The 12,970-nt window shown below is 63.3% G+C and carries 11 protein-coding genes; all 11 read left to right on the forward strand.

Annotation, left to right across the window (positions count from 1 at the left end; translation table 11 throughout):
- Positions 1–1,107, forward strand: a complete 1,107-nt coding sequence (locus tag AABA84_RS04995; protein WP_212249018.1) for a DegT/DnrJ/EryC1/StrS family aminotransferase — start codon at positions 1–3, stop codon at positions 1,105–1,107.
- Entirely contained in the window at positions 1,097–2,215 is a 1,119-nt protein-coding gene (locus AABA84_RS05000) for a DegT/DnrJ/EryC1/StrS family aminotransferase (protein ID WP_212249019.1), read from the forward strand. The genes AABA84_RS04995 and AABA84_RS05000 overlap by 11 nt, the downstream gene beginning before the upstream one ends.
- The gene (locus AABA84_RS05005; protein WP_212249020.1) at positions 2,212–3,018 is read left to right on the forward strand and encodes a sporadic carbohydrate cluster 2OG-Fe(II) oxygenase; all 807 of its coding nucleotides are present in this window, start codon (positions 2,212–2,214) and stop codon (positions 3,016–3,018) included. The genes AABA84_RS05000 and AABA84_RS05005 overlap by 4 nt, the downstream gene beginning before the upstream one ends.
- Entirely contained in the window at positions 3,011–3,403 is a 393-nt protein-coding gene (locus tag AABA84_RS05010; RefSeq protein WP_212249021.1) for an LIC12192 family sporadic carbohydrate cluster protein, read from the forward strand. The genes AABA84_RS05005 and AABA84_RS05010 overlap by 8 nt, the downstream gene beginning before the upstream one ends.
- A 28-nt stretch (positions 3,404–3,431) precedes the next feature.
- Entirely contained in the window at positions 3,432–4,097 is a 666-nt protein-coding gene (locus tag AABA84_RS05015) for a class I SAM-dependent methyltransferase (RefSeq protein WP_212249022.1), read from the forward strand.
- Positions 4,075–4,650 carry a WbuC family cupin fold metalloprotein gene (locus tag AABA84_RS05020; protein ID WP_212249023.1) on the forward strand — a complete coding sequence of 192 codons (576 nt, stop codon included), beginning with the start codon at positions 4,075–4,077 and terminating at the stop codon, positions 4,648–4,650. Before AABA84_RS05015 ends, AABA84_RS05020 begins: the two co-directional genes overlap by 23 nt.
- Before the next feature lie 61 nt (positions 4,651–4,711).
- On the forward strand, positions 4,712–5,689 hold the full coding sequence (locus tag AABA84_RS05025; protein ID WP_338311533.1) for a lysylphosphatidylglycerol synthase transmembrane domain-containing protein: 978 nt from the start codon (positions 4,712–4,714) through the stop codon (positions 5,687–5,689).
- 28 nt (positions 5,690–5,717) lie between these two features.
- Positions 5,718–8,006 carry a hypothetical protein gene (locus tag AABA84_RS05030; protein WP_338311534.1) on the forward strand — a complete coding sequence of 763 codons (2,289 nt, stop codon included), beginning with the start codon at positions 5,718–5,720 and terminating at the stop codon, positions 8,004–8,006.
- Positions 8,007–8,054: 48 nt separating this feature from the next.
- The gene (locus AABA84_RS05035; protein ID WP_338311535.1) at positions 8,055–10,280 is read left to right on the forward strand and encodes a hypothetical protein; all 2,226 of its coding nucleotides are present in this window, start codon (positions 8,055–8,057) and stop codon (positions 10,278–10,280) included.
- Between the two features lie 281 nt (positions 10,281–10,561).
- Positions 10,562–11,779 (forward strand): class I SAM-dependent methyltransferase, encoded by a 1,218-nt coding sequence (locus AABA84_RS05040; protein WP_338311536.1) that lies wholly within the window; start codon positions 10,562–10,564, stop codon positions 11,777–11,779.
- Positions 11,772–12,965, forward strand: coding sequence for a class I SAM-dependent methyltransferase (locus AABA84_RS05045; RefSeq protein ID WP_338311537.1), 1,194 nt, complete (start codon positions 11,772–11,774; stop codon positions 12,963–12,965). The genes AABA84_RS05040 and AABA84_RS05045 overlap by 8 nt, the downstream gene beginning before the upstream one ends.
- The last annotated feature ends 5 nt before the right edge of the window (positions 12,966–12,970 follow it).

The raw sequence follows: 12,970 nt of genomic DNA on the forward strand, positions 1-12,970 counted from the left end.
ATGTACGACGTTCGATATTCCTACCTGCTCGAGCAATTCTCCGACCCCGCCCCGATCCTGGCCGAGATCGGCCGGCTGGTTGCGACCGGAGACTTCACCCTTGGCAAGCCCGTCGCCGAATTCGAAAAGCGCTTTGCCGAACTGATCGGCGTGCGTCACGCCATCGGCGTCGGATCCGGCACCGACGCGCTCAAGCTGCCGCTCAAGGCGCTCGGCATCGGTCATGGCGACGAGGTCATCACCGCCGCCAACACCTTCATCGCCACCGTCGGCGCGATCGCGGAAACCGGCGCCACCCCGGTGCTGGTCGACTGCGACGATTCCTTCTGCATGAACGTCGACCAGGTCGAAGCCGCCATCACCAAGAAGACCAAGGCGATCATGCCGGTTCAGCTGACCGGCGAGGTCACCGACATGGGCAAGTTGATGGCGATCGCGCAGCGCCACAACCTCCCCGTCGTCGAGGACGCCTGCCAGGGCATCCTGTCGGAGTTCGCCGGCAAGCGCTCCGGCACCCACGGCATCGCGGCCGGCTTCTCGCTGCATCCGCTCAAGAACCTCAACGTCTGGGGCGATGCCGGCGTCGTCGTCACCAATGACGACGGCATGAACGAGAAGCTCCGCCTGATCCGCAACCACGGCATGAAGAACCGCGACGAGATCGCGATCCTCGGCTGCAATTCGCGGCTCGATTCCTTGCAGGCCGTCGTCGGCAACTGGCTGATCGGCCAGACCAGCGAGATCACGCGGCGCCGGATCGAGAATGCCGCCTATTACGACGCGGGCCTTGCCGGCCTGCCCGGCCTGCGCGTCCCGCCGCGCCGGCCCAACGTGAAGCACGTCTACCATCTCTACATGGTGTTCGCCGAACGCCGCGACGAGCTCTACCAATACTGCCTAGACAACGGCATCGAGGCCAAGATCCACTATCCGATCCCGCTGTATCAGCAGGAAGGCCTCAAGCATCTCGGCTACGCGCCGGGCACCTTCCCGGTCACCGACCGCCACGCCAAGGAAGTCATCAGCTTCCCCGTCGACCAGCATCTGACGCGCGCACAGCAGGACCGCGTCATCGAGACCGTCAGGAAGTTCTGCCATGGACACTGACACCGGCCGCCGGCGCATCGGTTACGTCAATCTTCCCGCCCAGTTCGAGGAAGAGCGCACCGAGATCATGCAGGCGGTGGAAGGCGTATTCCAGCGCGGCGATTTCATCGGCGGGGCGGCGGTTGGAAAGCTCGAGGAGGAATTGTCCGCCTATCTCGGCTCGCCCCATGTCGTGACGCTGAATTCCGGCACCGACGCGCTGATCCTTTCCTTGCGGGCGCTCGACATCGGTCCCGGCGACGAGGTGATCACCCCGCCGAATTCGTTCGTGGCCTCGACCGCCGCGATCATCGCGGTCGGCGCCACGCCTGTCTTTGCGGACGTGCTGCCGGACCAGAACATCGATCCGGCCGCGGTCGAGGCCGCCGTCACGCCGCGCACCAAGGCGATCATGCCGGTGCATCTGACCGGGCGCATGGCCGACATGACCCCGCTGATGGCGATCGCGGACAAGCATGCGCTCGCCGTGATCGAGGACAGCGCCCAAGCGGTCGGCTCGACCTATGACGGCCGGATGAGCGGCACCATCGGCACGTTCGGCTGCTTCTCGGCCCATCCGCTGAAGAATCTCAATGCCGCAGGCGATGCCGGTTTCCTCGTCACCGCCGACGCCGATCTCGCCGCAAGAATCCGCCGGCTGCGCAATCACGGCCTGATCAACCGCAGCGACGTCCAGGAATGGGGCATCGTATCACGGCTCGACACGCTGCAGGCCGAGGTGCTGCGCATTCGCCTGCGTCACCTGCCCTCGGTGATCGAGCGGCGGCGGCGCAACGCCGCGCAATACCGCGCCGAGCTCGCCGGGCTGCCTCTGTTCATTCCGCCCTGCCGCAACATCGAGTTCAACACCTTCCACACCTTCGTGGTGCAGACCGACCGCCGCAACGACTTCCAGAAATATCTTGCCGAAAAGGGCATCGAGACCGCGATCCACTATCCGGTCCCGATCCACTTGCAGCCGGCGGCGGCGCATCTGGGGCAAGGCCGCGGCGCGTTCCCGGTGACCGAGCGGCAGGCGGATCAGATCCTCACGCTTCCGATCAACCAGTTCCTGTCGGCCGCCGATATCAGCTATATCTGCGCGACCGCCCGGGAGTATTTTGCATGACGGATACGGACTTCCTTCAGGCCGACGAGCAGGCGCTGGCGCAGCGCTTCATCGACAACGGCTTCGTCACCACGCCGGCCGACGATCGCGCCGGGCTCGACCGGATCCAGCGGCGCGCCGCCGAGCTGGCGGCCGATTATCTCAAGCTGCCGCACAGCAACGATCCCTATGCGATGCTCGACAGCATCCACACCCGGGTGAGCGTGGACGATCTCAACGGCCTGCGGCTGCACGTCTTCAACGGCCTCAATGCCGAGGCGTGGTTTCGGCCGACTTATTTCCGTCTCGCGCGCTCGACGATCGAGACCATCGTCGGCAACGAGCTCTGCATGCAGCGCCGCGTCAATCTCAGCATCCAGATGCCCGGCGACGATTCCTCGCTGCTCGCCACCCATTCCGACGTCTGGTCGGGCGACTCGCCGTTCGAGGTCGTGGTGTGGGTGCCGCTGGTGGACGTCCACCACACCAAGGCGATGTACCTGCTGCCGCCGTCGTTGAACGGCGACATGCAGGACCGGATGGCAAGCTTGCGCAGCGCCGAGGAGCTGTACAAGACGATCCAGCCGCACGCGACCTTCATCGAGATTCCCTACGGTCACGTGATGCTGTTCAACCAGACCCTGATGCACGGCAATCGCGTCAACGAGGAGCCCGGCACGCGCTGGAGCATGAACTGCCGGTTCAAGAGCATCATGTCGCCTTACGCGGACAAGCGCTTCGGCGAGTTCTTCGAGCCGATCCTGCTGCGTCCGGCGACGCGGGTCGGCATGCAGTACAAGCTGCCGGGAGGCTTCCATGGCTGAGCGAGCCGGCCATCGCGGCTATATCGGCGCCCGGCCGCTGAACGGCAGCCGCACCCCGCAGCACGTCCAGAACATCGTGATCCGCGACTACGCGCGGCGCAAGAACCTGCAATTTCTGCTCAGCGCCGTCGAGCACATCATGCCCGGCAGCTACATGGTGCTTGAGGACATCCTGGACGAGTTGCCCCGCCTGAATGGCATGATCCTCTACAGCATCTTCATGCTGCCGCCCGACGAGGCACGGCGGCGACAGATCTACGACCGCGTGCTGCGCGAAGGCTGCGACCTCCACGCCGCCGTCGAGGACATCACGCTGGCGTCGCAGAAGGACATCCAGGCCGTCGAGGACATTCTGCTGGTCAATAAATACGCGACCATTCTGTGATGATGCCGCGGACCACCGGTTGGGCCCCATGAGCGAGATCAACCTGCTCCAACCGATGCACGCGTCGACCAGGCGGAACTACGTTCAGCGCGTGGTCGAGCACGACAAGGCGGAATCCGCCACCGTGGCGCGCCAGTGGGGTCCCGACTACTGGGACGGCGACCGGCGCTACGGCTATGGCGGCTATCGTTACGACGGACGCTGGCGCCCGCTCGCCCAGACCCTGATCGATCGCTACGGCATCAAGCCGGGAATGAGCGTGCTCGATGTCGGCTGCGGCAAGGGCTATTTGCTCTACGAGTTCACCCAGCTCGTCCCTGACCTCAGGATCGCCGGCATCGACATCTCCGACTACGGCATCGCCAACGCCAAGGAGGAGGTGCGGCCACAGCTGAAGGTCGGCAGTGCCGTCGAGCTCCCCTACCCCGATCACAGCTTCGACCTCGTGGTATCGCTCGGCGTGCTGCACAACCTTCCGCTCGAGGACGTGTTCCGGGCGGTGCCCGAGATCGAGCGCGTCGGACGCGGCGCCGGGAAATATCTGATGGTGGAATCCTTCCGCAACGAGCGCGAGAAGGCCAACCTTCTTTACTGGCAGCTCACTTGCCTGAGCTTCCACGGCCCGGAAACCTGGGCGTGGATCTACGACAAATGCGGGTACCGGGGCGACCATGGGTTCATCTTCTTCGAATGAAGCCGGCCCGCGCCGGCCGACGTCGCTGCGCGCGCAGAATCCGGAAGTGTACTATTCGGACGATGCCATCGTCACGGCGGACGACGCCACGATCGCGGAGCTGAAACGCATCGCCGCCGGCAATCCGCGCCTGCGCAGCCGGCTGTGCACGCACCCCGATCCCGCGTCCGGCCTGCACGAGATGCTGATCGTGCATCATCGCGAGGCCTATGTCCGGCCCCACAAGCATTTTGGCAAACCTGAATCGTTTCACGTGATCGAGGGCACCGCGCAGGTGGTGATCTTCGAGGATGACGGCCGGATTCGCGACGTGCTCGAAATGGCGCCCTACGGCCAGGGCAAGCGCTGCTATTACCGCATGCCCGAGCAGGTGTTTCACTCGATCCTGATCACCTCGGAATGGCTGGTGTTCCACGAAACCACCGCCGGCCCGTTCGATCCCTCACGTACCGCATTTCCCGACTGGGCTCCCGATGGCGGCGACGCTGCCGAGGTCCACGACTACGTCACACGGATTGGCGCGCTCGCCGCGGAGCATCTGGCGCGACGGTAGATTTCGACCACACTCGCTGCTCGACGATCCCGCCGTGAATGATCGAGGACGAAACCAGACGATGAAGCCGCCTGCAAAAGCACTGCTTACCCTGGTCAAGTTCGCGGTGTCGATCGGGATTCTGGTATTGCTCCTGCGCAGCCAGGACTTGTCGTCCCTGAAAGCCGATCTTCTCGCCGTCAACTTGAACATGCTGGCGCTTGCCGTGTTGCTGCTGTTCGCCCAGACCTTCATTCTCTGCCACCGCTGGATCCTGATCCTCCGCGCCATGAGCGTGCCCCTGCGATGGCTGGCCGGCTGGCGCATTCTGATCATCAGCACCTTCTTCAATCAGGTGCTGCCCGCGGGCGGTGACGCGGTCCGGATCTGGATGCTGCGGCGGAACGGTGTGCAATGGTCGCAAACGATCGGCAGCATCGTGGCCGATCGCTTTCTGGCGCTGCTGGCGCTCGGCCTCATCGTCCTGGCGGGAATGCCGTTCCTGCTGCCTCGTGTCCGCGACAACTCACTCCTATTCGCAATCGTGACCGTTCTCGCGGCTGCATGCCTCGGCGCAATCGCCCTGGCGACGCTGGACCGGTGGCCGCCGCGCCTGATCGCGGCCGTGCCGGCCAGGATCGTGCAATTCGCGATGCTGGTCAGGGCTCCGTTGCTGGCCGAAGGGCGGGCAATGTTGATCGTATCAGCCATTGTCGTCCACCTGATCACCGTCGCGACCTGCTATGTCCTTGCGATTGGACTGGAGGCGCCCCTCACCGCACTTGATGCCTTCGTGCTGGTCCCGCTCGTCATCCTGTCTTCCGCGGTCCCCATCTCGATCGGAGGCTGGGGCGTGCGCGAAGGCGCGATGGTCGCTGCGCTTGGCCTCGCCGGGATCGCATCCGACAAGGCGCTCGCGATATCGGTCCTGCTGGGTCTTGGCGGCCTGATCGTCGGGCTGTTCGGCGGGCTAGTATGGCTGATCGCGCCCGAGCGCACCGGCTTCAGCCCGGAGGAGGCGCGGGCCATCGCCGAACGAACCGATGCAGCGCCGGTCTAGCATGGGCAACGCCGGACAAGACCAGGCGATGACATCTGCCGAGGTGCGTTTTCGTACCATCGTCGAGACATGGTCGTGGCGCGCGCTCATTTTCGCGCCGGCCGCTCTTTCCATCTGGTGCCTGAACCGCGACGGCACTTATCGAACGCTGCTATTTGACGGTGGCTGGACAACGCGATTTTACGTCCTCGCCTGGATCGTGCTGACGCCGTATCTCGGCTGGTTCATCATGGCGACCGGCCGCCTGACGTTCTCGCTCATCAGGCACGAACCCACTCAGCGCGTCGACGAGTTCTTTGTCGGCGCGGCCACACTCATCTTGACGGGATTTGGGCTAGGCGCTCTTTCCATCCTGTACCCACAAATCGTTCTCGGATTTGCGATCGCGGTTCTGCTGTGGGACAGCCGCAGCTTTCGGAAGCCGCAGAAACTCGCGGTGACTTTGCCGCTGATCGCAACATCGCTGCTGGGTCTTTGGCTTCTGGCGACGGTGTTCCTCGACCGCGCCATCATACCCGATGTCATTTCGACCGACGTTCAACAGCTCTACGCCCCGTATCTGGCGGAGGTCGCGAGAAATCACAGCATCTGGCTTGCGGCCGACAATCCCATCTTCTCCGACTTCGAGATCGGTCACGGAAACGGGCTGCACCTGTTGCTGGCGACGTTCCTGCCGCCCCACGTCGCCCAGATCGTTTCGTTTCTCTATTTCGTCGGGATCGGCGCTGTCATTTTCGAACTCGCCCGCCTCGTTCTTCCATTCCAGGCTTTCGGACGCCGGTGCGAAGACGCTGCGATCCCGATCGCACTCGGCCTGGCAATTCTCGGGCTTGCTTGGCCGAGGACGATGCCGGCCGTTACACCCGGCCTCCACATCATGGAGTTTGGAAAGTACCACCTTCAGACAGCGGCATTCTTCGTCTATTTCCTGCTGGTCGTCATCCGCTCTTCCCGAAGTCGAGACAGGCTCGCCGCCGGAATTTGCGCCTTTGCCGTCGCCGCTTCCTATCCGCTCTACGCCGCGTTCGTCTTCTTGATTTCGGCGTTGGGAGTGCTCACCAAGGCGCTTCAGCGCGACCTGTCCGGCGTCATGACCGGCGTGCTGCTCGGGGTCGGAGCGATCGCCGGGTGCATACTGGCCTTCTCCGTCAATTATCTCTACCTCGGAATCCCGGCCACCAACCCGTATTCGCTGTTCCGGGGCGCCGCATCGGTCGAGCGTTTCTCACAATTCGGAAGCCTCGATATTCTCGACTATTTCGTGCTGGCGCAGTCGCTGGAGGTCAGCGACTTCCTCAGCAAGGCGGGGTTGTTCGCCTTCTTCAAGCAGGTCAGGTCCGTTCTCCTCGTTGCCATTGCTCTCGCGGCGGCGACTTGCACCGTGGCTTACATCGACTCGAAGCTGTTTCCGGAGCGCTCCGGCGCCTCGAAGTCGCGAATGTCGTTCAATGCTGCGGGGCTCTTGATCATCATCGCCTACGTAGCCAGCGTCCGGCTACTGGATATGACGCTGAACATTCCGAGCCTGATCAGGCTATCCGTTCATGTCACCGCGCTATTCCCGCTCGTGACCGTGGCCATCGCCTGTTGGGTGCTGGTCGTCGTGCGGCGGTTGGCCTCAACCTGGTCCCCCGGGCGCTACGCGCCTCATGTGGCCCTTCTGGCGCTCCTGATCACCTGCGCCTGGACAACCCTTTCCTATCCCTGGCAGAGCTTCAGGGACGACGGGACCGTCGCTTTTGTGACCGGGCGCCCCCTTCGCCAGTTGCCCCGTGTCAGCCTGGACTGGCAGCGCTGTGACGAACTGCAGCAATCGACGGGGGCTGAGCGCATTCTGCCTCTCAACGGCTATCGCGCGTTGGTGCCATGCTATTTCTCGCCGCTCCTCACGCGAGGCAAGGTCATTCATACCTATCAGAGCGATGTCGCGCGCGATTTCAAGAAGGTCGCGCTGGGGACTGCCGATACGGCGGAAGCCACGCTTCGCGCGTTGGGGGTGAATCTCTTCTACGTCCAGAGGGAGAATTGCGACTTTTGGCTGAATGGGTTCTCAGACCTCTTCCAGAAAGAAGAACTGGCGAGACGCTTTGCGGTTCGCGCCGAGACTCCGCATTACTGGCTATTGACCTGGCGGGCTGGTGATCAGCCATTGACTCCGGAAACGGCAGCGGCAATCTCGACGCTGAGGACGAGATCGAAGGATATTTATCGAATGGCTTATGGTGTCGAGCCCTTTGAGGTGGTGAGGCGCCAGTTGCCACCAGACGGCAAGCCAAGAGACCTCGCGATTCTCGATCAGTTGTCCAAATGCCGCTGAGGGTTGCTGATTTGACGGCGGAAAGCGATCCTCAGCGGAGAGATCTACATGCACTCCGGTAAACGCTGGTCTTGGGGAGGCTGGCGAGCAAGCGTGCGCGCCGGCTTGATGACGGCTCCATTCCTCATCGCGGCGTTGGGCCTGCTGGTCAAGGTTCCTCCCGAGGTCCAGCTTTTCAGCGGTGGCCCCTTGGTCGCCTGGAACAGCTTGTGTCTCGCTGTCCTCGCTCCCTACGTGGCTATTGCGTTTGTCGGAATGGGGGCCCTGCTCGTTCACCGGCTCGACCAAGGCAGCGACCTCGACGCCGCCGATTTGCTCGTGCTGCAGTTCTTCGGCGGCGCTGCTCTGTGCGTCTTGATCGGCGTTTGCCTCGGTGCGGCGGGATTGCTCTTCGCGTGGATCACCATCCCGTTCTTGACGGGCATCATCGCCTGGCACCTTGCACGTCCATCGCGCGGCCGTTGGTCACCGTCTACGGCAGCGGAGTGGCTGCTGGTTGGACTAATCGGTTTGTCGGCCGTCGTGCTTCTGCTCGTGAAGGGCGTCGTGCTCGACGCGACCCGCGGCGACATCCCGCAACTTTATCTTCCGCTGCTCGCCGACCTGCAGAACCGCCACACCCTCTGGCTCGACCCCGAACAGCCGAAGCTGTTCTGGTTCTTGCTCGGCCGCGGCCACGGGGCCGACATGCTGCTCGTGAGCTTCGGTGGCCCGACGGCTCATCAAGTTCTCTCGGTCGTCTACTTGTTGTCCATCGCGGCGCTGGTCCATCGCATGGCGGCGCGGCTGACAACGGGCTGGATATTGCCGGGATGCGCGGCCCTGATCGCAATGTGGTCGAGCTTCATCGGATTGGAGACGGGGCGCTTTCACTATGAGACCGGCGCCTTCCTCCTGTTCGTCTGTTGGGCGGGGCCGCTCTATGCCACCACCAAGGCCCGCGTGATCTTCCGGGCCCTGGTGCCGGCCGTGATGTCCATCGCGATCATGGTCCCCCAGGCGGCGATCATCGCCACGGCTTTCTTGATAGCGGGAGCAGGCGCCGGCTGGTTCGCTCATGGCCCGCGCGGAATCGCGCGGCCGCTCGGAGTGGCCGCAATCGGACTTTGCACCGCGGCTCTCAGCCTTCTGGTCAACCAGATCTATCTCGGCATCGCCGAGGTCAATCCGATCGGCGTGTTCATGCCGCTCATCAACGTGGAGCGCTTTCGCCAAATCTCGAGCCTGGAGCTCATGGTCTACGTAAACAACGCGCAGGGCATCAAGTATGCAGGATTTTCGATGCGCGACATCGTGGCCGCTGTCGGTCGCCTGCGGGAGGTGCTCTGGAGCCTATTCTTTGGCACGAACTTCTGGACATATCCGGCTTTCATTGTCGCATGCGCAGCCTTGCTCAGAGTGCGGCGACCCCAAGGAAATGGCCCATTCGTCGTAGGCCTCGCTCTCTGCCTGCTCGCTGTCATCAGCCTGATCACACTCACTTCACATGGAAGTCTGGAGCGCATGCTGGCCTTCCGATCGGTCGCAACTCCGCTCATTGCCATTTCAATCATCGTGCCGCTCGCCGATCTCTTTCGGCGGCGTCAATTGCAACTCCGCCTCGTCTCCGTGCCTTCTGCGATGGTGACGATCTGTTTGGCGGCCCTTGTCGCGACTGTAGTTGCGAGGTCGCAGGGCGAGATAACGCGCGTGCGCATGCAGGGCGCCTTGGCGTTTGTCACCGGTCGCATCGGCCTGGTTAGCACCTCGCCGTCCTTTGACGATCTCGATCCGCGCCGCTGTCGGGAGGTTTCAAGTCACGTCCCAGCTGACTGGCACATCCTCCCCGTCAATTCCGCTTTGCGTTTTCTGCCGACCTGCGCCGAATCCCCTCTCCTGCCATCTGGCCGGGTCGTGGATACCTTGCACCCGGTGTTTCTGCCCGATTATGGAGACGTCCTGCTTGGGCCCGCCCCAATCAGCATTGTCGCCCTACGCCGCCACAATGTGAATGCCTTTTACATAGAGAGCGACCGGCTGGATTTCTGGGCGCATGGGCAAAGCCCGCTTTTTGATTCCGACAGCATGCCGCGCGATCTCGACGTTCTCCACGTCGGAGCCGATTACATCTTGCTGACGTGGAATGGCCTGGGAGCGCCGATCAGCGACGAACAGGTTGCAGCGATCACCGCGCTGCGGAACCGCAGCCGCGTGACCGGTCCAGGCAAAGACTATTGGGATGGTATCGCGGCGCTTGCGGCGTGGCGATCCCGGCATGACTCTACCGAAAAGTGAGCAGCCGTGCGCTTCCGCCCGCGCCGCGGCGCGGCGGGCGCCAAGACTCTTCGCGCGAAGCCGGACCCACACTGAATAGTCACCGCAAAATCCTGCCGAATCGGCGGGCTTTCTCGCGAGTCCGACGATCGGATAAGATGCCGGCGGACAGCGTGGGGGATCTCAACTTATCAATTGAGGTGCGCGCTGTGGCCCTATATAGCCGTACAATGGCTGCCAGCCGCGGGCCGTAATGGCTCGGAATGCCGATTCCAGACCTGCTCCTGCAAAGAGTTAAAGCCGTGACCGACCATTGCCGCCTTTGCCATTCGACCAACCTGCGTCCGGTCATCGACCTCGGACTGATGCCGATTGCGCATCGGCTTCGGCACAGCCGAAACGAGCAGGATGAACGATATCCGTTCGAGGTGCTGGCCTGCGGCGATTGCGGCCTGCCCCAGATCGTCAAGCCGATCGATCCCGAGATTCTGTACCGGCAGTTCAACTACAATTTCAGCAGCTGGAAGCCGGAACCGCATCAGGTCGACGAGCTCGACACGATCGCGAAATTCTCCAAGCATCAGTCCGTGTTCGAGATCGGATGCAACGACGGGCTGTTCATGGACAAGCTGCGCGAGCGCGGCACCAAGATCATGGTCGGCGTCGAGCCCAATCCGGTGTCGGGCAAGATCGCCCGCGAGCGCGGCATCAAGGTCTATGCCGACATGCTCAGCCCGGCGATGGCCCACGATGCTGTCGCTCAGTCCGGCAAATTCGACCTCGTCGTCTCGCGCCAGGTGCTTGAGCACATCGTCGACTTCGAGAACTTCTTCGACTGCGTCAAGATCGCGCTCAGCGACGACGGCCTGCTGTTCATCGACGTGCCTGATTTCGCCCCCGGATCGACGGAGGGAGACCTCTCCGTCCTGTGGGAGGAGCACGTCAGCTATTTCACCGAACCGACCCTGCTCGCGCTGCTGGCGCGCCACGGCTTCGAGGCGGTGTCCGTGAAGAAATACAATTTCAGCGGCGGAAGCCTCGCGATCGCAGCCCGCCGTGCCAAGGGCGCCGTGACGGCGCCGCCCGCGCCGTCCGGCGTTGGCGAGAAATTCGGTCAGCGTGCGAGAGAGTATGGCGCGCGTCTCCGCCCGATTCTCGAAAAAGCCCGCGCCAACGGCGCCGAGATCGCCATCTACGGCGCCGGCTGCCGCGCCTGCACCTTCACCAACGCCCACGAGCTGGCGGATCTCGTCGACCTCTCGGTCGACGACCAGAAGGAGCGCCAGGGGCTGTTCCTGCCCGGCACCGGCATTCCGATCCGTTCGCCCGAGGATCTCGCGGCCAAGTCGGGTCCGCTCGTCTGTCTTCTCGCCGTGAACGAGGAGAACGAGGCCAAGGTCAGCAGCCGGCTGCGCGAGAGCGTGAAGCGTCCGCTCGAGATCGTTGCGATCTTCGCGCCGAACGACATCTGGAGCGAACTCGATCGTCTCGAGGTGGCGCTAAGGTCGCGGCATGGCTGAGGACAAGCTCTTCAACTATTACGAACGTCAGGATGTTCTGCCGACGTTCGGGAATTTCAAGTCGTCCGCCGAGCTCGAAGCCTACGCCAGCCAGCGGCGCGAGCTGTTTTCGGACAAGCTGGTGCTGCCGCCGCGGCTGTTCCGCGATGCCGATGTGCTCGAATTCGGTCCCGATTCCGGCGAGAACGCCTTGGTGTTTGCCGGTTGGGGCGCGAACATGACGCTCGCCGAGCCGAACCGGCTCGCGCACCCGAAGATCGAAGCCTACTTCGCGCATTTCAGCCTGACCGAACGTCTTCGCGAGCTCGCATTGGCCGATGTCGAGGGCTTCCGCAGCGATCGCCGCTTCGACATCATCGACGCCGAGGGCTTCATCTACACCGTGCAGCCGAGCGAAAAATGGCTCGGCATCTTCCACCGCTTGCTCAATCCGGACGGTTATGCCGTCGTGTCCTATTACGAGCGCTATGGCGGCTTCTTCGAGCTCGCGCTCAAGGCGATCCATGCGGCCGGCAAGGCGTTGACCGGTCGCGCCGCGCTCGAGACGGCCAAGATGCTGTTCGAGGCGAAGTGGAACAGCATTCCGCACACCCGCAGCTTCGAATCCTGGCTGATGGACGTGCTCGAAAATCCGTTCGTCCGGCATCGCTACTTCCTCGACGCGGCCACCTTGTGCGCGGCGGCGCATGACCAGGGGTTCGACATCCATTCGGCATGGCCCGCCTATCGCGACAGCCTGGACATCTACTGGCACAAGAAGGTGCTGTCCGGTGACGACAAGCTGCACCGCGCCAAGCGCCATCTCGACCGCAGCCGCCTGAGCTTCCTCGGCGGGCGAAAGCTCTATCTGGTCGGCAAGGCCGATACCGTGCAAGCGATCTCGGCATCGATCGAGGCGCTGGTGCTCGACGTCGACGGGATGATCGATGATCCCTTCGGCGAGAGCCTGCCGCGCGTGGTGGCGGGCCTTGCGTCGCTGCGCGACACGATCCGCATCATGGAGATTCTCGCCGACGATGCTGCCGACATCGACGCCATCATCGCGACGCTCGACAGTTTCCATCGCATCTTTGCCGCGATCGGGCAGCGGGATGCGGCCACGGTCGCCGCCCTCACCCAGTCGGATCCGGCCTTCATCAACACGTGGGGACAACCGGCGCATTTCCTCGTGATCCGGAAGCGCTAAGGGAT

The organism is Bradyrhizobium sp. TM239, assembly GCF_036247985.1.
Taxonomy (GTDB): domain Bacteria; phylum Pseudomonadota; class Alphaproteobacteria; order Rhizobiales; family Xanthobacteraceae; genus Bradyrhizobium; species Bradyrhizobium ottawaense.

Coding starts and splice junctions, on each gene's coding strand:
- AABA84_RS05025 (WP_338311533.1), top strand. CDS start 4,712: ATGAAGCCGCCTGCAAAAGCACTGCTTACCCTGGTCAAGTTCGCGGTG.
- AABA84_RS05000 (WP_212249019.1), top strand. CDS start 1,097: ATGGACACTGACACCGGCCGCCGGCGCATCGGTTACGTCAATCTTCCC.
- AABA84_RS05010 (WP_212249021.1), top strand. CDS start 3,011: ATGGCTGAGCGAGCCGGCCATCGCGGCTATATCGGCGCCCGGCCGCTG.
- AABA84_RS05005 (WP_212249020.1), top strand. CDS start 2,212: ATGACGGATACGGACTTCCTTCAGGCCGACGAGCAGGCGCTGGCGCAG.
- AABA84_RS05035 (WP_338311535.1), top strand. CDS start 8,055: ATGCACTCCGGTAAACGCTGGTCTTGGGGAGGCTGGCGAGCAAGCGTG.
- AABA84_RS05030 (WP_338311534.1), top strand. CDS start 5,718: ATGACATCTGCCGAGGTGCGTTTTCGTACCATCGTCGAGACATGGTCG.
- AABA84_RS05020 (WP_212249023.1), top strand. CDS start 4,075: ATGGGTTCATCTTCTTCGAATGAAGCCGGCCCGCGCCGGCCGACGTCG.
- AABA84_RS04995 (WP_212249018.1), top strand. CDS start 1: ATGTACGACGTTCGATATTCCTACCTGCTCGAGCAATTCTCCGACCCC.
- AABA84_RS05015 (WP_212249022.1), top strand. CDS start 3,432: ATGAGCGAGATCAACCTGCTCCAACCGATGCACGCGTCGACCAGGCGG.
- AABA84_RS05045 (WP_338311537.1), top strand. CDS start 11,772: ATGGCTGAGGACAAGCTCTTCAACTATTACGAACGTCAGGATGTTCTG.